Here is a 24,325-nt window from a genome sequence, read left to right as displayed (position 1 = left end):
TCCAATCTATATGTATTAATAAGTACGAATGGAGGCCAGGCTCCACGGTTCCAGGGACAGATCGAGGGAGAGATTTCCCTGTTCATCGGCACTGACATATATCTTTTTTGTATTCCATGCCCCAGCTTTCAGCTCTGCAATCTGTTCACGTGTAGGATGTTCTGGGCAGCCCAACTCTTGCCATATATGGTAGGCAAAGCCATGATGTTCATCAACAATTTCGATAAGAAATGGGGTTCCTGGCATCAGATCAGTGAGCTCCAGATGAACCGTCCTGGTACAACCGATCCGCAGAATCCTTTCGGCATCTGCTGGAGTTTCAGCCGTAGGGATAGCGGTTGTAAGTTCGGTAGGATAATGATAAAGCAAGCCACTGATCGCATTGTTCTGCGAATGGCGTGTAAAGATCCCTCCCTCGCCGCGGTAGAGCTCTTCATCGCCCAATAAATGGAGAAAGCGGTAAGCATGAAAAGTTGGTTTGACGATCCCTTGAAAATTAATCATGCCAAAGCCGCCATGAAAGATCGAGTGGCCACCACCATTCTCTTCAAAGACGTCCGTGAAGGTCCAGTAAGAGAGTGAGGTCACCAATCCAGACGCCTCGATGTTAGCCCGGGCAACAAAAGCAGCGGCAGGAAGATAGTCATGTGCAAAGTCGCGTGGAGAGGGACTGGAGTTCCATTCGGTCAGATGAATTTCAGCCGTTGGATAAGCACTTTCACGAACGATCTTGTTGATATGAGTGAGATCACGAACAGTTGCGCTATTGTTGCGGGTAAAGGCTTGTGCCTCACCGGCGAGATCGATAGCAAGATCAGTTGGATAAGGATGGGTTGAGACGAAATCTACAGGCAACTCATGCTCTTCGCAGAAGGTAAGGAAATCTTTAATCCAGACGGCTTCCCACTCCACAGTATCATTGCGCAGCTCGAGCTCAGTGTATTTTCCATATTTCCCGGCTGGTCGTGAGATAGTATCTCCCTTGGGAAGATAATTGCTTGTTGCTGGTCCACCAACACGTAACCGGGCATCAATGCCTTTGAGGATAGTAGCTGTAACGCGATAGAGCTCAAAATATTCTGCCTGTGTACCAGACCAGAAGACACTGAGATTGGGCTCATTCCAGACTTCAAAATACCAGTTGCGTACCTCATCGAGGCCATAGCGGGTAATCCAGTGTTCAGTCACTTGTTGGATTAACTGTGCCCATTGGTTGTAATCGGCAGGTGGCGTCACATTGCCTTTCCACCAGAAGATCGTTTGCTCCCCCGATGCAAGAGCTGTGGGCATAAAGGCAAATTCTACAATTGGGCGAATACCAATCTTTAGCAGGCGATCAAAGAGTTCATCGATATACTGCCAATTATAGTGATAGTGGTTCTCTCTTTTGCTTAGAACGAACATATCGTCGTGGAAAAGACCATGAAAGCGGATATAACGGAAGCCACATTCCTGCGTTGCTAATTGGAGCTGTTCCAGCCAATTAGCGCGAAGTCCCTCATTGGCCCGTCCAGCTCCTACGCAGGTCTCCCAATAGTGGAAAAGGGCACTTCCTCGTGCTTGAGCACTGAACGAAAATTGTGAATCCATAGCTTCTTCTTTCTCAAAAAATAAATCCAGGGGTCGTGAGATGGTTATCTATCCTTACAGGGACCGGTTGACGAGCGAATGACCAATCGTGCCGAGAGCTTGATATGTGTCGCTTCTAATGGTTGCTGTTGAATGAGCCGATAGAGTACATCTACGGCCAGACGTCCGATCTCTCGTAAAGGATGGTGGATAGTCGTGAGAGAGGGAGTAGTATAAGCAAGGTTCGCTTCGACATCATCGAATCCAACCACTGAGATATCTTCTGGTACACGGAGACCATGTTCAATGACGGCATGCATAGCGCCAACGGCCATCCCATCGTTAAAGGCAAAGATGGCTGTTGGTGGATTGGGTAGCGAGACAAGGTGGGCACCGACCTCCTGGCCACTCTCAGGCGTCAAACGCCCCTCGCAGATCAGCGCGGGATCGATGGGAAGCCCTGCAGAAACGAGTGCTGCATAATAGCCTGCGGTACGATCAATTGTTGAGCCCCAGTGAGGTGGTCCAGTAATAATACCAATTCGTCGATGCCCAAGTGAGAAGAGATGCTCCATTACCAGGATACTGGCTGAAATATTTTCGATCAAAATAGTTGGTATCTCGTTAGGAAGCGGAAGAAAAGGGTCGACAACTACAAATGGTATCCCTTTTTGCTTCAGCTTCAGAAGTTCTTCAGCACGTTCCTGGGGCAACATAAACAGCAGGCCATTGATGTTTTGATTCAACAGTTGCTGTACCTGGGTTGTTTCAGTTTCATAATTATTCTCAGTACGAATAGTAAGAAACTGCGCCTTTTTTCCTTGCAATGCATCGAAAGCCCCTTCCATAATAGCTCCAAAATAGCTATTAAAGAGAGGAACGGTCATCCCTAAAAGATCTGTTGTTTGGACATTCCTCTGTGGGACATATCCTAGTTCGTTAATAAGTTTCATTACTCTATTGCGAGTAGCAATAGAGACATCTTTGTGTCCATTGAGGACACGTGAAACGGTTGTAGCAGAAACACCAGATCTCTCAGCTATATCACCAATAATAGTGCGAGAGATTGGATTCGAGCTTTTTTGATTGTTCACACATACTTCCCTTGCACAAATAAAACTCGAGACAAAGATCGCGTATAGTCTCTTTGAAACCCTTAGTTACAGCTAAGTATAGTGAAAAAAAAACGGTATTGTCAATGCTTTTTGTCATATAATTTCGGTTTATTTTGACATATTCGGTCTTTTTTACCGATTATCAAAGGCATAGCCGGAGCTTTTTTTCATGAATCAGGTTTTTTAAAAAAGATCATCTGATAAGCCAGGCCGACTTTTTATCTGGATACATCAGAAAATTTTCGGTAAAATTGGTAAATATCCGGTTTTTTTATGAAAAATATTGTAGAGTACAGGTTTCATTTCGTTTATGTGCCTGCTCCTGACTAGACGAATAAAGAAGATGTTGATCAATGGAGAGTGTGCCCTTAATTGTGTTGGTAATGTGGCCAGAGTATGGTATAAATTCAGTATATATATCTGATGCGTCTGTTGGTGAGGCTTTCTGGTGTTTTTGAGTCAGGCTTATTCTTTGCTTTCTCATAAACAAAAAAGACAAAGGAGTCCTTATGGTATCTTCTATACGTTCTCAAGATCTTTCTTCTACCTGGCCTGAAGAGCAGAATTTTTCGCAGGTGTTTTTATCCACTGGTGATCTGACGCTTGATTCTGCCTTTCGCATTGCGCTGGGTGATATTGTTGGAAATATTATTCCTTTTCAAGATGGTTTGCTTCCTCAGCCCGAATATGCGCTGATGGCTGGTCTGGATTATACCACCCCCTGGACAAGGGATACTGCTATCAATACCTGGAATGGTGTGGGAATACTGTATCCACGTGTGACCTATCATACCTTGCTTTCTGTGCTTAAACGAGAACATGAGACTGTGTTGATTGGTGGACAATACTGGGATGCGATCATCTGGTCAATCGGGGCCTGGTCACAGTATCTTTCAACCGGTGATAGGGATTTCCTGGCTCTTTCGTTTGCGGCGACTAGAGATTCACTTCTCTTCTTCGAGCAGCAGGAGTTTGATACAACGCTTTCCCTCTTTCGAGGCCCGGCGGTTTATGGGGATGGGGTCGCTGCCTATCCTGATCGTTATGCTCAGACCGAGCGCGGATCAAGTAGTATTCTTGATTGGCCAGCGTCCCATCGTCAAGACGCCTCTCAGCCTGGTTTTGGCCTCCCTATGCATACTCTTTCTACAAATTGTGTCTATTATCAAGCATATGTAGTGCTTGAGCAGATGGCGACTGAGCTTGGCTTACCAGTCGATCCTGTCTGGAAACAGAAAGCTCAGCAGTTAAAACGAGCGATAAACGAGCATTTCTGGAATCCAGCAACGGGAACGTATCGCTATCTTGTCGATGCCTTTGGGAATAGTGAAGAGCAAGAAGGTATGGGTCTGGCACTTGCATTACTGTTTGGCGTGGCTGATCGTGAGCAGGTTGCAGCCATTTTGCGCAATCATCATGGGACCGAGCAGGGATTTCCGTGTATCTGGCCGCCATTTGAGCGGTATAGTCGTGCTGATGGTCAGAGTTTTGGACGTCATTGTGGTGTGATCTGGCCCCATATCCAGGGGTTATGGGCACATGCTGTGGCAGAGCAGCGACGTGCAGATCTCTTTGCTCATGAGCTCTATACTCTGGCTCAACATGCGTATCGCGATAGTCAGTTTGCCGAGATCTATCATCCCTTGACTGGTGTCATCTATGGAGGGTTGCAAGAAGGCCATCACGGCAATACAGCCGAACATCTGGCCCGCCCATCTGGTCATTTTCTAGAATGGAAATCGTGCTCACGTCAGACCTGGAGTGCCAGCGCATATCTGCGGATGATCTTAATGGGCCTGTTTGGCCTCCATCTGGCGGTAGATGGAATCACCTTTCAGCCCCTTTTGCCTCCTCAACTCCACAAGATTCGATTAAGTGGCCTTCCGTATCGGGCTGCTCGACTGACTATCGAAGTTGAGCGTTCGGCTGCCGAGCCTGCTAGTTTTGTGAATGGGCAAGCTTTTGAGCATGTACATCTTCCGACTGATATTCAAGGAGATGTGCATATTCTGCTAAAGGTCTCATAGCCACTGGTGCAACAAGAGCTACAGATCCTATCCAAAATAGATAGGATCTGTAGCTCTTGTTGCCTACTGTTTCTAGAAATGATCATTCTTACGTGTGTCTACAGTCCATCTCCCGAAAAGTAGTCGTTGTTCCAGCGTGTATCGATCGCATCATCAATGCGTTGATAGCGGATATCCGTTGACAGACGAATATTGTTTGCGGGATCATAATTCGTTGTGGCAGCATGAATCATATAGGGACTATGAACCACCATATCACCGGCCTCATAGTCGGCAATCAACCAGCGTGTGTTGACGCGATCTGCTAATGCGGGGAGGTCATCCGTGAGCCAGCCGGTACGCATATTGCGGTTGTAGGCACTGATTCGTTCTTCTGGTGGAAGAGAGGCATTTTTTTGTGCGAACTCAGCCTCCATCTTGCGCCCAAGAGCATCCGAGCCCTCTAAATAGATCAGTCCGCCTCTTTCAACTGGTATATCGCCCAGTGGAATCCAGCTACTACAAAGCTGATCGGTGCCACCCCGCAGATAGACCAGATCATAGTGGACGCCTGTACAGTTTGGATCGCCCGGGACATTATAGCGTAGTAACTTTCGTTTATGGAGATGGAGTTTTCCACCAAGAAAGCGTTCGTAGAATTGGACAATCTCAGGCATCCTGCAAAATTCTTCGTACTCGGGCCAACGATGGGCCTCCATAAAAAGTTTATGCGCTAATTCTGGCTGTTCTGTCACACCTGAATAGAGTCCTACCTCAGGATCGCTGCCTGGAACCAGCATTCCACTGGCTGCAAGCGAGGCAAAAATGCGCTTCCGAAAAGCCATCACTGCTTCACGGGGGAGGATCTGCTTTAACCATAGGTAGCCATTCGCCTTATATTTTTCATGCAATTCAGTAATTGGCGTATGAGGATCTGTTGGTTCAAGCCAGCCTAAACGTTCAGGTGCTTGAGAAAGAGTATGCCCATTACTTATTAACGAGAGCTCGCGAATCTGTGCACTCATGAGGAATCTCCACTCAATAATAATCAGATCTATCAATGGTAGTGGTAGTATAGACTGGTAGCCTCATAAAGTCTTCCCAGAAAACAGACTGGACTTTGTAAAATTCGCTCAGCTTTTAGATTTTGATGTGGCTATGATGTGTGTAGAGAGAACCGAAGCTGGTTACAGATGAGCGGCCTTTTCGCGCCATTGGGAAGGCGTATGGCCCACGCGCTGATGAAACAAAGAGGAGAAGTGAGCCAGATCGAAAAAGCCCAGTTGGATTGCGATCTCTTTGACAGCCAGTTGAGTGGTTGCCAGTAAATATTGTGCCTCATTCAGGCGAAGATCGATCAGATATTGTTTTGGTGACGTGTGAAATAGCTCGTGAAAGCGGCGGCGTAGTGTCGCTTCAGATAAAGCAAACTGATGGGCAATCTGAGCAATGGTGAACGATTCATGAATATGTACTTGCATATAGGTTGCAATTTCGTAGACCAATGCATGATTGGGATTTGTTACCTGATCGCTTTCTAATAATGTGAGTAAGAAAGCTTCGACATAAGCTCGTAAGAGACGAACCTGTTGCAGGGGGGCCTGTTCTTCAAGTGCAGCCAGCCGAGAGAAAAGGGCGTTGTATTCAGCGAATTGTGTCGATGAAAGTGAAATGAGCCGTGGACGATTAATAGAGACGAGCCGTTGAGTCAGGTCACGAGGGGCGTGAATAAAGTGGAGGACATTGAGCGTGCCTGCATGGTCTGAAGCCCAACAATGTGGAATGTAAGGTGCAATACAGACAACTTGCCCGGCTTTAACGGTCATGCGCGTTGTCGGTGTCATGAGCAGTACTTGCCCTGTCAGAATGCCAACCACCTCGATCCCAGCATGTTGATGTTCCGCAAACTGCCAACCTGCTGGATATTGGAGTGTATTAGCCCCGAAGATCAACTTCATTGTTTAATTCCTCATTGAATGCTCCTATCTTGTTATCATACCGCATTGTCGAGCTAATCACAAGTCTTATGAGCAATCACTTCAGGGCCATTGCAACTCCTGGTCGTTTCTTTGAGATCAAAGAGCGTTGGCCCTTTTCGTTCCTGAATCCTGGCACATAAGAAGGTACGTACTTGCCCTCTCGTTACCAGGTTTCATCGAGGTGGGAGGTATAGAATAAAAGACCTCGTTTGTAGTACTGGAGTTTTTCGTCAGAGGTGGTCTCTAGCAGATTGGTCAAAGCAAGTTCCATTGCTTCCTTATACTGCTGCGTATTGTACAGAGTCAGCGCGAGAAAGACCTGAAGAGGTCGGCTGTCTGGAAACTCAGTCAGGCCCTGACGTAGGGTTTTCTCGGCTTGCTGATACTCGCCCAGTCCACGATAGGTGCTGCCCAGGCCAAGGAAAGCTCGTTCACGTTTCATGAGTCCGGTCGCAGTATCCAGGCCGGAGAGCCCTTGCGTGAGGGTCTGGATGTAGAACGGAATGGATTCTCTCTCGAGCCCCAAATTGTCATGAACGATAGCAGTCTGATAGGTGATTTCGGCTTCATCTGGATAGGCGGCGACCAGTTCTAAAAGGATTGTGCGTGCTTCCTCCAGAATGGCCTGATCCTGCTTTGCCCGTCCCGTTTCACGTAGTTGAATAGCTTCGGCTAAACGATCTTGCATCACTAGTTGTTTTTCGATCCTTTTCTCAATGTGTTGATCTCCCATTCTATCACAGATTGCTTTCTCCGGGCCTGATGTCCTAACTCCTGACTCCACGACCCGGCCTCCTTTTCGCTTGCTTGCTCAAAAACTGGAACGCTTTGTCTATCGCATCAAAATCAGCTAATTTTGATGATCCTTTGGCAGAATAGTGGTGCTCCCTGCAACCTTTTTGTGGCTTCTTACATTCTATCTTTTGAAAATAGCCTTCCTTTTCTTCCAGCCGTAACGAGTCAAGCAGACATAGTCGCTGCCTGTTCTGCCCAGCTAGCGAAACCATTATTCCATCAAGCTTTTGTGACGAGCAGCCATCTATCAGGAGGAGCAATGAACGAAGAGATGCAGACAAGTAAAAAGTTGCTGAACAAAAAGAGCACGTTTTCTCGACAACTGAGTTATGATGAAGGGAAACCTGACTGGCGCCGACTGACGGTATTGATAGCACTGCTTATCATTGTCATCAATGGAGTTTTCTGGGGAACGCTTTTGCATAGCTATAACGTATCTACGAAGAGTGGAGCGACCTCTAAGCCAGCTCCTACTGTAGCAGCTCCGGTTCCTACTTCAACAGCTGATGTCGATGATGGCAAAATTGGTCATACTTTCTACACGTATACTGAGGAACCTTCTTCTGCCGATCCATTTGGTTACATCTATGCATTCGGTTGGGCATCTGATAGCACCAGGCTTGCAGTGGGTGGCTATAATGGTGCTGTTGCCTTTGATGCAACCACTGGTAATAATCCTGTAACGTATACGAACCAGAGCTTAACACCTCTTGATGTAGACTATTCTCACAATGGCCAGTATCTCCTTCTATCAGGCTTTAACGCCCGGGTCATTAACATACAGAAGAACGAAGTGGTCTCTACATACCCTTCATTAACAAATCAGGCATTAGCTACAGGGAGTACTTCGAATAATCTTTACACATCATTTGTGCCACAGAGTGGCGGTAATATGATTTATAGTTCATCCTGGTCACCGAATGATCAAAGCGTTGCGTCAATGACGTATGGAACTGTCTATGGGTTTAAGGTCGTTATCTGGGATCCACAAACAGGACTAGTAAAGAAGACTATACTTGTCCCTGATGCCAATGTTTCGAATTATGGTCGTGATCTGTCCTGGTCTCCAGATGGGACATACCTTGCGTTAGGAGTGTCCCAGGATGAAGTCTTCGTCTGGAATGCGGTGACTGGCGAGCTGGTGACCAAGAATACGCATGTTGGAGGTTCAAACGGTCTGGCCTGGTCACCAGACAGCAAATATCTCGTGACATCTGGTAACACTACAGCCGTCTGGGAAGTTGCCACAGGCACTATTATCTCAACTTTTGAGAAAGATGCTTCAGAAGTGAGCTGGTCGCCAGATGGGAAACACTATGCGATAGGGAGTGATGCCAACGTTTTGATCATTGAGGCGTTGACCGGTAAAGTCACCTATACGTATCGAGGGCATAGTTCAAAGGATGGCCGTCGTGTGTATTACGTAGCCTGGTCACCGGATGGCAAGTATATTGCCTCAAGCGATCATATCAGCGGAGAAGCGGATACTGTTCGCATCTGGTTAGCGGCATAGCACTCATTGGGTCGGGCTCATGGCCAGAGTCTGACCCATCTGAACTGACCGGAAGGTCGCTTCAAGAGGGATTAGGGCGAGAAAGTTAGCTGGCCGATATCTGGAATTCGGCTAACCTCTTCTCAATGCCAGGGTAGGACACGGTCTGAAATCCCCGAAGCGCCAGCTGGCGTCTCTCGGTACCTTTGTCCAGCTCTATGAGCAGGTAGTCGCGATAGCATCGTAGGAAGTAATTTTCAAATTCGAGCATCCGGGCACAAAGATCGCGCAACATCAAGCGTTCACTCGTCTCCTGTGGGACCAGATACTGCCATTGACGATTACCACGTTCATAGACTTCCTCAATAAATCCCGTCCATTGATCATTGATTGTTTGTTTGTAGAGGAGAACGCTATCACTTTTCGTTGCCACCAGCTTATGCGTTTTCCAGGCCACGAGAATACTGGCAGCCCAGGATGTGGCAGAGACAAGCCCCTTTATATTCTGCCGCGGCTCTCCACTGGGAAGAAGCGTTGCTTGATCATAGCCATAGAAGCTCCCATAGGGATCGGGATAGGTCAGTGGATATTTTACGACATCTGTTTTACGAAAGACCTGAGTCAGGTAGGAGAGAGGCGCTTGTGTATATTGTTGAAGATATTGTTCAAGCGTGATATCTGGCATCTGAGAGCGCAGATCTGTCCCCAATAACAAACGGCTACCCGTTTTAATGCGGAAATGGCCTTCACGTAGCAGATAATTCTCATCCAGAATAATCATATCTACTGTAAGCGGACTGATGAGCGCACAATACTGGCGGAGTTTCTGGAATTGTTGCCGCTCTTCCAGCGTCGAACTGCCCTGAGGTACCAGGCAGAGGTCAACATCACTGGTAGCCCTCCCCTGGCCATTTGCATAACTGCCAAAGAGATAATACGAGCGAAATCGCCTGGGAAAAGTGGTCTCAAAAATACCAATAACGCCACGCAGCAGAGCATCAACCTGCATATTGCCTGTCGTTGTCGTTAGTTTGAGCATTTCCATACTGGACCCCCTATCTATCAAGCTGCTAGTAAGCCACTTGCATCTGCTAAGAAGGTACTTAGATGATAGTGTTCATCTTTTCGCTATCCTCTCCTCCACATCTCCTATTCTAGCACTGTTTTTTCGCTACTGCTAGAACCTCAACAGAAAGCTTGACAAAGATATATCGTTAACTATATACTTAGGTTGCCAACTAATTTAGTTGCCAACCTAATTAATGTGAGAGGTGAGTCAAGATAGGCAAGCACATGGATACTCCCATAGATCGAAACGAGAATCCAACGACGGTACAGAAGCTGCTAAGAGCCTTCATGCTCTTCGAGCGAGCAGAATGGCATCAGCGCTCGGTAGATGGATATAAACCGAGTGAGATTAAGCTCATGTTCTGTATCAGAAAAAATATGCGGAACGAAGCGCATGAATTAAAGGTCTCCGACATTAGTAAAATGCTGCATGTCACCTCTCCCACAGTTACGCAGTTGCTCAAAGGATTGGAAACGAACGGACTGATTGAGCGTAATACCGATCTCGCAGACCGACGGGCCGTAGGGATTAGTCTCACCAGCAAGGGCGAACTGGTCACTAAGAAAGCTTCAGAAGCTTTTTTTGCATCCCTGAGCGGATTAATTGAGCACCTTGGTGAGGAGAAAGCAAATCAGCTTGCCGAACTTTTAGGAGAAGTTTTTGTGTACTTTACAGAGAAAGATGGTAATAGTCCCCAATCCTGATGGAACGGAGATGAGGAAACATGATTAGACTCTTACGCTTTATAAAAACTTATAGAATCTCATTGTCCTTTGTCTTATTACTGGTTCTCCTACAATCATTATCTGATCTCTATCTCCCAACTTTGATGGCAGATATTGTCGATCAGGGTATTGTAAAGCAGGACACAAACTATATTATCCGTGTTGGCGGATTTATGTTAGTGATTGCAATTGGCGGCATGTTATGCGCGATTATTGCTGCATTTTATTCCTCAAAAATTGCCGTCGGTTTTGGTCGCATTATTCGCGGAAAAATCTTCTCACGGGTCGAGAAATACTCATTGCATGAGTTTGATACGGTAAGCACCGCCTCTTTAATTACCCGTACGACCAATGATACCAACCAGGTTCAGCAGTTTCTCATTATTGTCCTGCGCATGATGATCAGCGCCCCGATGATGTGTATTGGTGGCATTATCATGGCTCTCTCGCAGGATGTTCCTCTGTCTGTGGTTCTGGTTGCGGTCATCCCCATCATTGTCATCACAATCCTGATCATTACCGGTCGTGCAGTTCCTTTGTTTACAGCGATGCAGATCAAGATTGATAAGCTGAATCTGGTGTTAGACGAAGGTCTGACGGGTGTACGCGTTATTCGTGCATTTGATCGTGTCAAGCACGAAGAACAGCGTTTCGATCGTGCCAATCTCGATCTGACCGAGACTGCAATCAAAGTTAACCGCACAATTGCTTTCTTGATGCCAATTATGATGTTATTGTTGAACTTCTCGACAATTGCAATCGTCTGGTTTGGCAGTATTCGCATTGATAGCGGTGGTATGCAGGTTGGTTCGCTGATTGCATTTTTACAATACGCCATGCAGATTATGTTCTCGTTGATTATGGTCTCGATGATGTTCGTCATGTTGCCTCGTGCGGCGGCGTCGGCCAAGCGTATCAATGAGGTTCTAGCGATTGAGCCAGAGATCAATGATCCTGAGCAGCCAAAGCAGACCCATGAAGAGCGTGGCTATGTTGAATTTAAAGATGTGACATTTAGTTATCCAGGAGCTGAGCAGCCAGCGCTCTCTAACATCTCCTTTTCGGCTCGTCCAGGCGAGATCACTGCTATTATTGGTGGTACAGGTGCGGGTAAATCGACCCTGATTAGCCTGTTGCCTCGCTTTTACGATGTTGATAAGGGAGCGGTTCTTGTCGATGGCGTCGATGTGCGTGATCTCACACAAGAGAGCTTGCGAGCAAAAATTGGGTTCGTGCCTCAGAGAGCCGTCCTCTTCTCTGGAAGTATTGCTGAGAATATTCGCTATGGAAAAGAGGATGCCTCATTTGAGGAGATCGAACAGGCCGCGAGGATTGCGCAGGCCAGCGAGTTCATCTCAGGTATGAAGGATGGCTTTGACTCTATTATTGCCCAGGGTGGTACGAATGTATCTGGTGGACAGAAGCAACGTCTTTCGATTGCTCGTGCGCTTGTACGTCGACCAGAGATCTACATCTTTGATGACAGCTTCTCCGCTCTGGACTTCAAGACAGATGCCAGATTGCGAGCAGCACTGCGCGAAGAGATTCGTACCTCGACCGTCTTTATTGTGGCACAACGTGTCAGTACTGTGATGGATGCAGATCGTATTATTGTCCTCGATGAGGGTAAAATCGTTGGTATTGGGAATCATCGTGAGCTAATGCAGGGCAGCCAGGTCTATCGTGAGATCGTATCCTCGCAGCTCTCAATGGAGGAGATTGCATGAGCCAGTCACGTGTAAACAATCGGCCTCAGCAAGGTGGGATGATGATGGGTGGGGGCGGACCTATGCGCGGCATGGGTATGCCTGTTCAGAAGGCCAAAGATTTCAAAGGGACATTGAGAAGACTGACAACATACCTTCTCCCCTACAAAATTGCTCTCATCGCTGTTTTGTTGGCCGCTATCATTAGCACGGTGTTTAATATTGTTAGCCCTAAGATTCTGGGCAAAGCTACGACGAAACTGCTGGAAGGTCTGATTGCGAAATACAGGCATCTGCCAGGGGTCGCGATTGATTTTGGGTATATTGGCAATATCCTGCTGCTTCTGGCTGTGCTTTATATTATTAGTGCTCTGTTTGGATATATTCAACAATATATCATGGCAAGTGTTGCGCAAAAAACCGTCTATGGTCTGCGCAAAGATGTTGAAGCCAAACTGGCAAGGCTCCCTTTAAAATTCTTTGACTCGCATCCTCATGGTGATATTCTGAGCCGCGCAGTCAACGATATGGATAATATCAGCAGCACCTTGCAGCAGAGTTTGACACAGCTTGTTACCTCTGCCGTCACCATTGTTGGTGTCATTGTGATGATGCTCACTATCAACTTCTGGTTGACACTGGTGGTTCTTCTGACCTTACCGTTAAGCGTGATTATTACCATGGTCATCGCCAAACGTTCGCAGGTCTACTTTAAAGATCAGCAAAAAGCTCTGGGTCTGCTTAACGGGCATGTTGAAGAGATGTACACAGGCCATAAGATCGTCAAGGCCTTTGGTTTAGAACGCCGCTCGTTAACCGAATTTGATCGTCTGAACGATGAGCTCTATGAATCGGGCTGGAAGGCTCAGTTTGTCTCAGGCATCATCATGCCAATGATGAACTTTGTGGGGAACCTCGGCTATGTACTGGTCTGCGTGATCGGCGGTATTATGGTCACCAAACAGGCCATTGAGATTGGTGATATCCAGGCCTTTATCCAATATGCTCGTCAGTTCTCTATGCCAATTACGCAGCTCGCCAATATCGCCAATGTCATTCAATCGACCATCGCTTCAGCCGAACGCGTCTTCGAGCTGCTTGATGAGGTAGAGCAAGTGCCCGAGGCTACTCCTGCACTGGTTATTGCCGAACCTCATGGCAACGTCCAGTTTGAGCATGTGAACTTCGGCTACAAAGCTGATGTGCCACTGATAGAAGACATGAATATCAATGTTAAATCTGGTCAGACGATTGCTATCGTTGGACCAACTGGTGCAGGAAAAACCACCCTGGTTAACCTCTTGATGCGCTTCTATGAGCTCAATAGCGGGAAGATCTTGATTGATGGCGTTGATATCACGCAATTGAAACGTGGCAATCTGCGTAGCATGTTTGGGATGGTTTTGCAGGATACCTGGCTCTTTAACGGAACCATTCGCGAAAATATCGGTTATGGTCGAGAGGATGCGACGGAAGCTGAGATCATCGAGGCCGCCAGAGCAGCCCATGCAGATCATTTTATCCGTACTCTGCCAGATAGCTACAATACCATTCTAAACGAAGAAGCGACCAACATCTCCCAGGGTCAGAAGCAGCTTCTCACCATTGCTCGAGCCATTCTCGCAAACCCATCGATTCTTATTCTGGATGAAGCCACCAGTAGCGTTGATACACGAACAGAGATCTACATTCAGAAAGCGATGAACACGCTGATGGAGGGCCGAACCAGTTTTGTGATTGCTCATCGTCTCTCAACGATTCGTGATGCCGATCTTATTCTCGTCATGAACCATGGGAGCATCATCGAGCAAGGAACACATGAGTCTCTGCTGGCTAAAGGCGGCTTCTACGCCGACCTCTACAACAGCCAGTTTATTGGCGGCGTTCCTCAGCATGCGGTACCCGTTGCATCTGAAGCAGCCACATCGTAGATCGTCATAGTCTAGATAGCACGCAAAAAGCGCACACTGATCTGAGTGTCTTACAGATCAGTGTGCGCTTTTTTGTTGGTGTACAAAGCGATTGAACGAATACCATTTATTCTATCTTGACGAGATTTTGCATGGATTGAATAGTCTGAGTGATGTTTTGCACTTCAGAGAGCACCATCCCAAAGAGAATCTGATCATTATAAGACTTGAAGGGATATATTTTTTTCATCTGTTTGAGACGCTGCAGCGATTCATGTATATCTGGACCCGGTGTGCAAGCAGCCCCAGTCCGCGTTGCGTTCGCTAACTGATGGAGGGCCTCATCAATGCGATGTGCGAAATCAGTAAACTCAGGGATGACAACATCAGACGTACGATGTAACTTATATCCATGAAGAATTAACGTGCTTTTAGCAATACTCTCTGAGGCACTGAGAATACCCTGAGTGAGTTCTGGATCAGTCTGTTGTGAGACTGGTTCATGGACCGTTCGATTGACCGATAGTTCTGCATTTGAGCGAGCAAGCCTCGACTCAAGCTGTAATTTGTAGATCTTTGCCTCAGCATTCTCCTGATTACTCCCATATGTTTCAAGGATGGCAACACAGTACTGGCGCAGCGCCTCAACATAATCGGCAACACGATTGGCCACTCGTGAGCGTTCCCACGTGGGCCAGATCGTATAGATTGCCAATGCCAGCAATCCACCGATCGTGGTCGTAGCAGTACGAATGACAGCCGTAAAAAGAGGTTGCCTGGTCACTAGATCGAGCAAGAGGACCGTCTCCACTGTCAAAAAGACGCTGAAGACAACATAATTGACATAGAAGAGCGAGAATGCCAGATAAAGCATAAGAATATTGAGTAGCACAAGCTGCGGTACGGAAGGAGCCAGGAGCGTAATAATCACAGTAGTCAGAACCGCTCCAAGAATAGTTCCTATCATGCGTGCAATACTGCTGGACAGAGTCGCATTAAAATCTGGTTTCAGTATAAATAGAGCCGTTAAGGGGATCCAGTAGCCATTGAACAGAAGATGAGGGAAGAACTTATAGAGAGCCGTCGCCAGGGTCAGCGTAATGCCAAGCCGAATCGCATGACGAAAAAAGACCGAGCGTAAGGTCAGATTAGCCCGTAAAACGCTCCAGAAAGAGAGCGTAGACTGTTGAGGAGGAATGACCGTCTTCACAAGATCAATGGTAGATTGAGAATGGCGGCGGTGCTTCCATGAAGTGGCCAGTTTGCGCGCTACATGGAGTTGTCGGCGTAGCGTTTCGTTCATTTCGATTACTGGCTGTTTGATTTTTATCTGTGGGAGCGTCTGTTGTGATGGTCGCTCTTTATTTTTTCTTTTATTTGTGAATAAAGGCGGATAGAGGAGATCACGAGGATCTAGTTTTAGCTGATGCGTAATTTTCTCCAACTGTATGGCAGTTGATTGGAGGATCTCATCAATAATTGCGCTCTGCAAAGCATCCTCTGTTTCGATCTGTTTTTGCCAGCGTTTGAGCACAAAAAGACTGAGACGGATACGTTCGGCTTCATTGAGTAAGCGTACAAAGATCGTCCCTTGTTGGCTCTGCGTATTGATCTCAGCGAGCGTCGTCTGAGCTTTAATAAAGGCAGTACTAAGGGCAGTATTTAGTTGTGGATCGGAGGGACCAGACGCAAATTTAGCGAGCGACTGATAGGTCGTTGCCAGGACATTGCGCTCAATCATCGATTGTTGTCGAGGAAGTGGGATGAGTACCATAGCGGTCTGGAAGAGCGCTCCCGCCAGCATAAGGCTTGCCTGTAAGAATGCATGGAAAGGATCAAGCGTGTAGTGAGAAAGAATGATGAGTGCCACCATTGATTGTAGCCCAATCAGCATGGCAGGCGTCCCCAGCGCGACCAGCAATCCTGCACCAATACCCCACACACCTGTCACAATAACTGACAGCCAGGGAATCGGACCAGTAATACTACCAATAAAAGCAGAGCATGCAATTCCCAGGCAAGCGAGCAACAATGTTCTGATACGTGTGCGATAGGGGCTGGCGATTCCTACCGTCCCCAGAGTTGCAGCACCACCAGCCAGAGACACACCCACTGTCAGATTGCCAAAATAAACACCAACAATGAGCGGGATGGCAAAACCGATAGCCGAGCGAATTGCGGGAATTGCCGTTTGTTGAGAGCGTTGAAATTTGAAGATCTCGCGGAACAAATAGCCAGGTGTAGCATACCAGGGAGACTGTGATTTTTCTGACTGTGACATCTTATAGCTCATCCTTCTCTCACAAAGTGCCCATCCATTGAGAATAGTCTGTCTGTGTCTGCATCAATTGTTGCACTGGATTTCCATAAAATTCAAGTATAAATATGGATTGGTTCTCTATTCTATCTCAAGGCGGATACTATTCACCAGCCAGAAACTTGCCATAACATACTGGTGTGAAGAATTGAATGGATCTGTTAAGATAGAGTCAGCGAGCTCTCGCGTTAATCTCTGTCTAGTATGAAAAAGGCATTGAAATCTTATGAAGAAATTAGTGATATTTGATCACGATGGATTAATGGTCAATAGTGAGCAGGTGGTCTTTGCGGCAATGCAGCAGATGTTTCAAAAGTATACCTATAATTTCACCTGGGCGTATTATTGTACCAGTATCGGGTTGCCAGTTGTGGATGCAATCACAATGTATCTCCGTGACACAGGCATTCCCCTCACATTTGAAGAGTTTTACCTGGAGCGCAATGAGCGTGTTCATGCTTTAATGGAGACCGAGCTCAAGCCAATGGCAGGTTTACTCGAGCTATTGGCCTATTTAAAGGCCAGGGATGTACGTATGGCGGTCTCAACCTCGGGCAAGCGGGACTATATTCAGCGCAATCTGAGCCGTTATTGCATCACCGACTATTTTTCAACACTTGTCTGCATTGATGACGTGCAGAGAGGGAAGCCCCATCCAGACCTCTTTTTAAAGACCCTGGAAGTGAGCGAAACAGAGGCAGCCAACGCTATCGTGCTTGAAGACTCACCTCATGGAATTGAAGCTGCCCATCGAGCAGGAATTTTTTGTATTGCAGTTCCAACCAGAGGGATCAACTACCAACACTTTCACAAAGCCAATCTTATTGCTGATAGTCTGGCCGAAGTTCAAAAGATTCTGAGTTTTCTCGACGCATAGATGAAGTCAGGAGATTGGGTCATTCTCTGTATCAATCAAGAGCAATGTGAATGGCGGCAAGGTTTATACATATCGACGATAGCCTGAGCGTTGGCAGCGACGGCTTCGCGGATCTGTTCCGGGCTCACAACGATGGCATCTGGGCCCAGACTGAGCGCATAGGCCACTGCCTCTTCGGATGACTCTGTCTCCACACGCACAATAACGCTTCCATCATGCTCTTCTTTTAGCACCATTGTGTTGCCTTTGAGTCCATAGCGGGCGGCTGGTGAGACGCGCAAAACAAGATTGAGTGGGGGCCTTGTTCTCTCAAGTTGTTTACAAGCTTCGCACCAGTAGGCACGCAGATTGAAGTTGGGACGAGGAGTTACCTCTTCAGAACGAACATAGACCTGTTCAATATAGCCAACACGAAACGTATGGAAAGCCTGACAGCCCAGACAGAAAGCCACAAGATACCAGCGACCAGTTCGTGCATAGCGGCGGGAAATACTTTGAAAGACCAGCCCATAAGGCTCAACACGCCGCCAGATTATCGCTCCCGGGGAAGTTTCTGTGCAGGCATGATAAGGATAGAGAATCTCTAATTGATTGGCACCTAAAACAGCCGTCCGAAGCGTCTCTAGATGTGTACCAGACGTATGATTGTTTGAATCGCGCCAGGCCGAGGTATCGTACAGTAAGCGTTCGCGTGCAGCATTTACATCTTTCCGATAGTCATCTGAGAGAACCGACTCAAGCTTCATCAAAGCGCGTTGTAGATCGCCATCGCCCCCAAATAGATTATAGGTGCCCGACATATCTGTGCTGAGGATCAGCGAGATCGCCTCCTCGCGGGTAAAAATCGCAGACTCCAAATGATAGTCATCTGGTAAATAATAGCCACCGCCGGGACCATATTCCATTGATACTGGAACATGAGCGAGAGAAAGTGCGATCACATCGCGATAAATAGTTCGTGTCGAGACCCCCAGAATCTCAGCAAGACGCTGAGCCGTCATCTTGCCGCGCGCTTGAAGCAGCAATGTAATTGCCACGAGGCGTTCTGTCTTTTGCATATGCTCAATTATAATAAGCCTCAGCAGCAAAAAACAAGAGTTAAACTGTCCATAAGGATAGGGTTTGCGGCTTTTTTTTGGCGTAAGATAGGGCTGCATAATGAATAGACTGAAAGGGGGAATTTGCATACCTGTTAAAAATTGATGCAAAGACTGACAAACGTATGTCAGCTATTTCCCTTTAGACTTTTCGAAGATGGAGCATTACGAGTTCTTTCGGGAAAAGCCCATCTGTATAGAGGGCGCTTGCCAGAAGCGTCTGACGCGGGGATGGGGTGGGACGTTGTGTGTTGTATGAGGTTTTTCGCGTCGAGAAAGGAATTATCTGGAATGCAATTTGCACAGGGTAAAAATCAGGCTCTTACATTGCCTCCAACAAGTGGGTGGCGAGAAAACTGGAATGTGTATTTTCGTATTATCAAATTATTACGTCCTCATTGGCGACACACCACTGGCGCGCTGATCTGTACACTTATGGCGACGTTGTTCTCTCTGTTGGCACCATGGCTTCTCCAATGGGTGATTGACGTTGGTTTGCACACTGGACGTCTGACGGATCTCTTCATCGTTGCCGGTGCGATTTTAGGAACCAGTATTCTACGTGGCCTGTTTGCATATGGTCAGGGGTATCTTTCTCAGGCTCTGTCTAGTCTCGTTGCTTATGATTTACGCAATCAATTGTATAATCATCTTCAAGAACTAAGTTTCTCTTTTCATGATGACTCTGAGACCGGTCAATTAATGTCGCGTATGACCGCTGATATTGAAGCGGTGCGAAACTATATTCCGATGGGTTTAATGCGTGCCATTTTAGTTGTGATTACGTTTCTCTCGGTGGCAGTTATTCTCTTTCGTCTGGATATTGTGCTCGCGCTTGTCACCTTTACCTCTGTTCCAATCCTGCTCGTTATTTCTGAGCGGGTCTTACGTCGGTTACGCCCTCTCTGGCTGGATGTTCAGAATGGTGTTGGTGATCTAAGCACGATTATGCAAGAGAGTCTGTCAGGTGTACGCGTCGTCAAATCTTTTGCGCGTGAAGAGTTTGAGATTAAGAAGTTTGGGGCCAAAAACCTGGAGCTCCGTGAACTGAACATGAGCGCCATGCGTCTGTCTGCCTGGAATCAGCCACTGCTCATTCTTGCTCTTAACATCATTATGGTCATTGTGCTCTGGATTGGTGGTATCTCTGTTATTAATAAGCATTTAAGTCTGGGTATTCTCGTGGCTGTGACCCAATATGTTTTGTTGTTGGGCATGCCTGTTCGTGTCTTTGGATTTACTATCAACTGGTGGGTTCGTGGACTCTCTGGTGGCACACGAATCTTTAGTGTATTAGATACAACATCCGATATCAATGATGCACCAGATGCAGAAGTTCTGCCCAAAGTGAACGGTGAAGTGCATTTTGAGCATGTGAGCTTTGCCTATAACAATGGCATTGAAGTTTTGCATGATATCAACATGACCGTAAAACCGGGTCAGATCGTTGCTATCCTGGGACCAACCGGAAGTGGGAAAAGCTCAATCTTAAATCTCCTCCCTCGCTTCTATGATGTCACCAGTGGACGCGTCACTGTTGATGGGCACGATGTGCGCCACGTTACTCAGGCTTCACTGCGTCGGAACGTAGGACTTGTGCTGCAAGATGTCTTCCTCTTCAATGCAACTATTCGTGAAAATATTGGATATGGCGTTATCAGTGCTACGGAAGAGGAGATCATTGAAGCAGCTAAAATTGCGCGTATTCATGATTTTATTCTTACTTTACCTGATGGTTATGACACCTGGGTAGGTGAACGTGGCGTTACCCTTTCAGGTGGACAGAAGCAGCGTGTTGCTATTGCGCGTACTCTTCTTCTCAATCCCAGTATTCTTGTGTTAGATGACTCCACATCCAGTGTAGATATGGAGACAGAATATCTGATCCAACAAGCGCTGGAGGCGGTTATGCAAGGGCGAACAACATTTGTCGTTGCCTCCCGTCTGCGCACGATTAAGAATGCCGATCAGATCCTCGTATTGGAGCGTGGACGGATTATTGAGCAAGGCAAGCACGAATCGCTCTTGAGTCTCAATGGTCCATACGCTCGCTTATATGACCTCCAATTGCGCGAGCAGGAAGAGTTTGAAGCTCAACTATTAGCTTCCGAGCAAGTAGTTGAACCTGTAGAAGAGCCTGAGGAAGAGCGTTCGAAGGAGGCGCAACGATGAGCAAGGCAACTACATACGCAGACTACAAGCGTAACCATACCTGGCGCGAGAATAGCCTTGCGCACTCCGATGAAGACGAATCGTTGAATTTTAGTTGGAAACTCGTTCAGATGTTCTATCCATACCTCAATCGCTACAAGACGCCTGCGATTCTGAGTATGGTTCTTATGCTTGTCTTTACGGTATTAAATCTGGCTAATCCATATTTAATTGGATTAGCCATCGACAAATATATCACCAACAATGATCTGAGCGGTCTGGCGATAATGAGTATCATCTTTTTGCTGGTCAATATCGCCATGTGGCAGGCGCAGTACTGGCAGGTCTGGACAATGTCCTGGGCAGGGCAACAGATCCTCTACCTGTTGAGTGCTGATATGTTTTCACATCTGCAACGGCTTTCATTGAGCTTTTATGATCATACGCAGATTGGTCGTGTCATGTCGCGCTTACAGAGCGATATTGATGTCCTTGAAGCCATGTTAAGCTCAGGCCTGCTGGCGATGCTCGGATCGGTGGTGGCACTGGTTGGCATTATTATCGCTATGTTAGTGATGGATATCTGGCTGGCCTTGTTATCTTTTACCGTTTTGCCAATCATGTTCATTATTGCGTTTTATTGGCAGCGTCATGCACAGACCTCTTTTCGCCGGACGCGTGCTTCGATCTCGCTGGTAAACTCCACGCTGCAAGAGAATATCTCAGGTATGCGTGTCATCCAGAGCCTGGTGCGAGAAGATCGCAACCGGACGGAGTTTGAGGATCTGAATGCCTATAATCGTGATACGAATCTTGAAGCCAGTAATATTGCCTCACTGGTCCTGCCTCTGGTAGAGATTGTCGCTGCCCTTTCAACCGCCCTCATTATTGTTTATGGTGGTTGGCAGGTTGCTCATGGCCATCTGCAAGTAGGGGTCCTGGTAGCATTTACCCTTTATATCAATCGCTTCTTTGATCCTATTCGTGATCTGAGTCAGCAGTATACGCAACTACAGCGCTCAGGTGTAGCGGCAGAGCGTATCTTCCAGATTTTGAAGATGAACGTAGAGATTGTTGATAGCCCGGATGCGATCGAGCTGCCTTTGATCAAAGGAGATGTAGACTTTCAGGAGGTTGTTTTTGGGTATAATCCTCAGCGACCTGTGCTCCATGGGCTTAACCTTTCGGCTCAAGCAGGCCAGACGATTGCCATTGTTGGACCAACTGGCGCTGGAAAAAGCACCATTGCTGGATTGTTAACGCGGTTCTATGATATTCAATCGGGTGCTATTCTGATTGACGGTCATGATATTAGAGAGGTCACGCAGGCATCTTTACGCAGGCAGATTGGTGTTGTTCCACAGGAACCATTTCTGTTTACGGGAACGATTGCAGACAATATTCGGTACGGACAGCTGGATGCTACCGATGACGAGATTATCGCAGCGGCCACGGTGGTGGGTGCCCATGATCTGATCATGCAACTGCCAACGGGATATCAGACGCCCATTCGGGAGCGCGGACGTAATCTTAGCATGGGACAGCGCCAATTGATCTCATTTGCTCGTGCCTTGCTCGCAGATCCACGTATCCTTATTCTGGATGAGGCAACAGCCAATATCGACACGTTTACTGAAGCAATTGTGCAGCAAGGACTCAATACATTGTTGCATGGACGGACGGCTTTTGTGATTGCTCATCGTCTCTCTACGATTAAAAATGCAGACCTGATTGTCGTACTGCAAGCTGGACAGATTGCGGAACAGGGGACACATCAAGAGTTGCTAGAACTTGAAGGAGAGTATGCATCCTTATATGCAATGGGTTTCCGGCATACAGTAGCCGCTAAATAGCTTTTCTTCAGTCTCCTCGTAGTCAGGCAGAGATAGGCAGCACGAACTATCTCTGCCCCTTTTTGGGTTGACCTCCGTCTACCAGATCAAGCTCTTCTCTACAAAAATTGCATTCCTGCCGGGGATTTTTGTATTGTATATGCCGTAAAAATGCATATATGCATCTGAAAATTCTTACACTCATCCTATCGGAAATTATAGAAATAACTAATAATTGAAGATAGAGAGGTATTTTTAGCTTTTCTTCTGTTTTTTCTATACATAATGGTTGTCAGGATCTGATAGATCTATAAATTGTTTTGTGAAAGACAAAAAAACCGCATTCAGAGCGTATTAATCTCTATATGATTACTATAAATGGTACAAAGAAGAGCACAGAATTTTTCTCATACCGACTTAGTATCTTCTCTGTTGTTTCTCTTTAAGGGAAGCCATAGATTGACGTGAAAGAGAGCTGTATCATGGATGAAAGGAAGCTTTGGTCTTCCATCGAACAAGAGCGGGCACATGAGCATCCTGGTCTTTTGCAAGAGATAAGCGGAGGTATCATGCGTGCCTGGTTTCGTTTTAGTACACCAAACGCTAAGTTTAGAGCGCAACATCCCGATCCTTTGTCTCAGTCTCAATTGGCCAGTCTGTTACTCTTGATGGGGATTATTACAGCAATCGCTTTTATTCCATCGGCGATTGTGAGTGTGCATATGCATACGCTATTCCCGGTCCTTGGTTTATTGCTTGTGCTCTTTATCTGTATTCCTCTCAACCGAGCCGGGAGAGTGGCAGTAGTGGGGGTGCTTTTAATCCTTGCCATTGATGCGACGATTATGATCTCCCTTTTATCGTATCCAGGTTTGATGCTTTCGCAGAACGCTATTCCTATTTATGATCTTTTTGTGCTGTCAGATATTGTGGCAGTCTCTTTACTCCCACGGAAGAGTATTCTCTATATCTCCCTTTTTCATAGCATTTTTATCTGTGCGGATGTGTATCTCCAGCCACACACCGCCGATCTGCATGAACTCCTGCTTCGAACCAACTATTCGATTATGGTTCGCCCACTGGCCATTCAACTATTAGTTGCGATTGTGACCTATGCCTGGGTACGTAACACTGTTCAGGCAGTGAAACGAGCGGATCAGGCAGAGCTGGTTGCTCAATTAGAGCACGAGCTTGCTCAGCAGAAAAAGAATCTTGATGAGGGGATTCAGTCTATTCTTCAGACGCTGGTTCAGTCCGCGAACGGTGATATGCAGGTGCGTGCTCCTCTTTCGCGCGATAATGTACTTTGGCAGCTTGGCTCTGCTCTCAATATTTTGCTTGCACGTTTGCAGCGTGCGCAACAGAATGAGCGTCAATTGCAGCAGATGCGTTCTGAGTTGGCGCGTGTCCTTTATACAGTGCAAGAAGCGCGGAAGCGACAAAAGTCTATTGAGCTTATGCCTGGTGGGACTGAAGTCGATCCACTGATTAGTGAACTGCTCCACTCTTATCTTGTCCCATCTCCGCCTCACTTTCGCGATAAATGACAATGGTCAATCTTTTTGCGTTATGAACGAGGTTTTAATAGAAGACTCCGAACATGGTCATATATAAAGGGGTAAACAAAGATAGACTGCTTCTTTCACCCCTGCTTGATAGAAATTAGTGAATAACTGGCTATGAAG

General features: G+C 46.8%; 17 protein-coding genes. 9 read left to right on the top strand and 8 right to left on the bottom strand.

Annotation, left to right across the window (positions count from 1 at the left end; all coding sequences use genetic code 11):
* Positions 1-15: 15 nt before the first annotated feature.
* Both EL628_RS29185 and EL628_RS29180 read right to left on the bottom strand, forming a co-directional pair.
* Positions 16-1,590 carry a GH39 family glycosyl hydrolase gene (locus EL628_RS29185; RefSeq protein WP_126583491.1) on the bottom strand — a complete coding sequence of 525 codons (1,575 nt, stop codon included), beginning with the start codon at positions 1,588-1,590 and terminating at the stop codon, positions 16-18.
* 44 nt (positions 1,591-1,634) lie between these two features.
* Positions 1,635-2,663 carry a LacI family DNA-binding transcriptional regulator gene (locus EL628_RS29180; RefSeq protein WP_126583490.1) on the bottom strand — a complete coding sequence of 343 codons (1,029 nt, stop codon included), beginning with the start codon at positions 2,661-2,663 and terminating at the stop codon, positions 1,635-1,637.
* A gap of 530 nt (positions 2,664-3,193) precedes the next feature.
* Between EL628_RS29180 and EL628_RS29175 the strand changes: the two genes are divergently transcribed.
* Positions 3,194-4,711, top strand: a complete 1,518-nt coding sequence (locus EL628_RS29175; protein ID WP_126583489.1) for an MGH1-like glycoside hydrolase domain-containing protein — start codon at positions 3,194-3,196, stop codon at positions 4,709-4,711.
* 98 nt (positions 4,712-4,809) lie between these two features.
* Here the strand turns inward: EL628_RS29175 and EL628_RS29170 are convergent, their stop codons facing one another.
* From EL628_RS29170 to EL628_RS29160, 3 genes are all read right to left on the bottom strand, one after another.
* Complete coding sequence (locus EL628_RS29170) at positions 4,810-5,715, bottom strand: phytanoyl-CoA dioxygenase family protein (RefSeq protein ID WP_126583488.1); 906 nt, start codon at positions 5,713-5,715, stop codon at positions 4,810-4,812.
* A gap of 162 nt (positions 5,716-5,877) precedes the next feature.
* Complete coding sequence (locus EL628_RS29165; RefSeq protein WP_126583487.1) at positions 5,878-6,648, bottom strand: AraC family transcriptional regulator; 771 nt, start codon at positions 6,646-6,648, stop codon at positions 5,878-5,880.
* Between the two features lie 184 nt (positions 6,649-6,832).
* Entirely contained in the window at positions 6,833-7,357 is a 525-nt protein-coding gene (locus EL628_RS29160; protein ID WP_245994564.1) for a tetratricopeptide repeat protein, read from the bottom strand.
* 366 nt (positions 7,358-7,723) lie between these two features.
* On the opposite strand from EL628_RS29160, the gene EL628_RS29155 reads away from it, so the two are divergent.
* Entirely contained in the window at positions 7,724-8,977 is a 1,254-nt protein-coding gene (locus EL628_RS29155) for a WD40 repeat domain-containing protein (RefSeq protein WP_161975867.1), read from the top strand.
* Between the two features lie 85 nt (positions 8,978-9,062).
* Here EL628_RS29155 and EL628_RS29150 read toward each other — a convergent pair whose 3' ends face one another.
* Entirely contained in the window at positions 9,063-10,001 is a 939-nt protein-coding gene (locus EL628_RS29150; protein ID WP_126583484.1) for a nucleotidyltransferase domain-containing protein, read from the bottom strand.
* 248 nt (positions 10,002-10,249) lie between these two features.
* Here EL628_RS29150 and EL628_RS29145 point away from each other — a divergent pair, with 248 nt between their 5' ends.
* The 3 genes from EL628_RS29145 to EL628_RS29135 are packed head-to-tail and all read left to right on the top strand — an operon-like array spanning position 10,250 to position 14,387.
* Complete coding sequence (locus EL628_RS29145; RefSeq protein ID WP_126583483.1) at positions 10,250-10,729, top strand: MarR family winged helix-turn-helix transcriptional regulator; 480 nt, start codon at positions 10,250-10,252, stop codon at positions 10,727-10,729.
* Between the two features lie 20 nt (positions 10,730-10,749).
* Positions 10,750-12,477 carry an ABC transporter ATP-binding protein gene (locus EL628_RS29140; protein WP_126583482.1) on the top strand — a complete coding sequence of 576 codons (1,728 nt, stop codon included), beginning with the start codon at positions 10,750-10,752 and terminating at the stop codon, positions 12,475-12,477.
* The gene (locus EL628_RS29135) at positions 12,474-14,387 is read left to right on the top strand and encodes an ABC transporter ATP-binding protein (RefSeq protein ID WP_126583481.1); all 1,914 of its coding nucleotides are present in this window, start codon (positions 12,474-12,476) and stop codon (positions 14,385-14,387) included. The genes EL628_RS29140 and EL628_RS29135 overlap by 4 nt, the downstream gene beginning before the upstream one ends.
* 106 nt (positions 14,388-14,493) lie before the next feature.
* Here EL628_RS29135 and EL628_RS29130 read toward each other — a convergent pair whose 3' ends face one another.
* Positions 14,494-16,647, bottom strand: a complete 2,154-nt coding sequence (locus EL628_RS29130) for an FUSC family protein (protein WP_161975866.1) — start codon at positions 16,645-16,647, stop codon at positions 14,494-14,496.
* A gap of 262 nt (positions 16,648-16,909) precedes the next feature.
* On the opposite strand from EL628_RS29130, the gene EL628_RS29125 reads away from it, so the two are divergent.
* Entirely contained in the window at positions 16,910-17,560 is a 651-nt protein-coding gene (locus EL628_RS29125; RefSeq protein ID WP_126583479.1) for an HAD family hydrolase, read from the top strand.
* A gap of 35 nt (positions 17,561-17,595) precedes the next feature.
* Here EL628_RS29125 and EL628_RS29120 read toward each other — a convergent pair whose 3' ends face one another.
* Entirely contained in the window at positions 17,596-18,618 is a 1,023-nt protein-coding gene (locus EL628_RS29120; RefSeq protein ID WP_161975865.1) for a helix-turn-helix transcriptional regulator, read from the bottom strand.
* A gap of 330 nt (positions 18,619-18,948) precedes the next feature.
* On the opposite strand from EL628_RS29120, the gene EL628_RS29115 reads away from it, so the two are divergent.
* From EL628_RS29115 to EL628_RS29105, 3 genes are all read left to right on the top strand, one after another.
* Positions 18,949-20,829 (top strand): ABC transporter ATP-binding protein, encoded by a 1,881-nt coding sequence (locus EL628_RS29115; protein ID WP_161975864.1) that lies wholly within the window; start codon positions 18,949-18,951, stop codon positions 20,827-20,829.
* Entirely contained in the window at positions 20,826-22,661 is a 1,836-nt protein-coding gene (locus tag EL628_RS29110) for an ABC transporter ATP-binding protein (RefSeq protein WP_126583476.1), read from the top strand. Before EL628_RS29115 ends, EL628_RS29110 begins: the two co-directional genes overlap by 4 nt.
* Positions 22,662-23,122: 461 nt before the next feature.
* Positions 23,123-24,187 carry a hypothetical protein gene (locus tag EL628_RS29105; protein ID WP_126583475.1) on the top strand — a complete coding sequence of 355 codons (1,065 nt, stop codon included), beginning with the start codon at positions 23,123-23,125 and terminating at the stop codon, positions 24,185-24,187.
* The last annotated feature ends 138 nt before the right edge of the window (positions 24,188-24,325 follow it).

This window comes from Tengunoibacter tsumagoiensis (assembly GCF_003967535.1).
Lineage (GTDB): Bacteria > Chloroflexota > Ktedonobacteria > Ktedonobacterales > Ktedonobacteraceae > Tengunoibacter > Tengunoibacter tsumagoiensis.
Note: the sequence above shows the minus strand (reverse complement) of the source record. Positions and strands in the feature narration are given on the sequence as shown.

Excerpts from the sequence above, each read along its gene's own strand:
- EL628_RS29185 (WP_126583491.1), bottom strand. The coding sequence starts at position 1,590 with ATGGATTCACAATTTTCGTTCAGTGCTCAAGCACGAGGAAGTGCCCTT.
- EL628_RS29175 (WP_126583489.1), top strand. The coding sequence starts at position 3,194 with ATGGTATCTTCTATACGTTCTCAAGATCTTTCTTCTACCTGGCCTGAA.
- EL628_RS29170 (WP_126583488.1), bottom strand. The coding sequence starts at position 5,715 with ATGAGTGCACAGATTCGCGAGCTCTCGTTAATAAGTAATGGGCATACT.
- EL628_RS29165 (WP_126583487.1), bottom strand. The coding sequence starts at position 6,648 with ATGAAGTTGATCTTCGGGGCTAATACACTCCAATATCCAGCAGGTTGG.
- EL628_RS29160 (WP_245994564.1), bottom strand. The coding sequence starts at position 7,357 with ATGCAAGATCGTTTAGCCGAAGCTATTCAACTACGTGAAACGGGACGG.
- EL628_RS29155 (WP_161975867.1), top strand. The coding sequence starts at position 7,724 with ATGAACGAAGAGATGCAGACAAGTAAAAAGTTGCTGAACAAAAAGAGC.
- EL628_RS29150 (WP_126583484.1), bottom strand. The coding sequence starts at position 10,001 with ATGGAAATGCTCAAACTAACGACAACGACAGGCAATATGCAGGTTGAT.
- EL628_RS29145 (WP_126583483.1), top strand. The coding sequence starts at position 10,250 with ATGGATACTCCCATAGATCGAAACGAGAATCCAACGACGGTACAGAAG.
- EL628_RS29140 (WP_126583482.1), top strand. The coding sequence starts at position 10,750 with ATGATTAGACTCTTACGCTTTATAAAAACTTATAGAATCTCATTGTCC.
- EL628_RS29135 (WP_126583481.1), top strand. The coding sequence starts at position 12,474 with ATGAGCCAGTCACGTGTAAACAATCGGCCTCAGCAAGGTGGGATGATG.
- EL628_RS29130 (WP_161975866.1), bottom strand. The coding sequence starts at position 16,647 with ATGTCACAGTCAGAAAAATCACAGTCTCCCTGGTATGCTACACCTGGC.
- EL628_RS29125 (WP_126583479.1), top strand. The coding sequence starts at position 16,910 with ATGAAGAAATTAGTGATATTTGATCACGATGGATTAATGGTCAATAGT.
- EL628_RS29120 (WP_161975865.1), bottom strand. The coding sequence starts at position 18,618 with ATGCAAAAGACAGAACGCCTCGTGGCAATTACATTGCTGCTTCAAGCG.
- EL628_RS29115 (WP_161975864.1), top strand. The coding sequence starts at position 18,949 with ATGCAATTTGCACAGGGTAAAAATCAGGCTCTTACATTGCCTCCAACA.
- EL628_RS29110 (WP_126583476.1), top strand. The coding sequence starts at position 20,826 with ATGAGCAAGGCAACTACATACGCAGACTACAAGCGTAACCATACCTGG.
- EL628_RS29105 (WP_126583475.1), top strand. The coding sequence starts at position 23,123 with ATGGATGAAAGGAAGCTTTGGTCTTCCATCGAACAAGAGCGGGCACAT.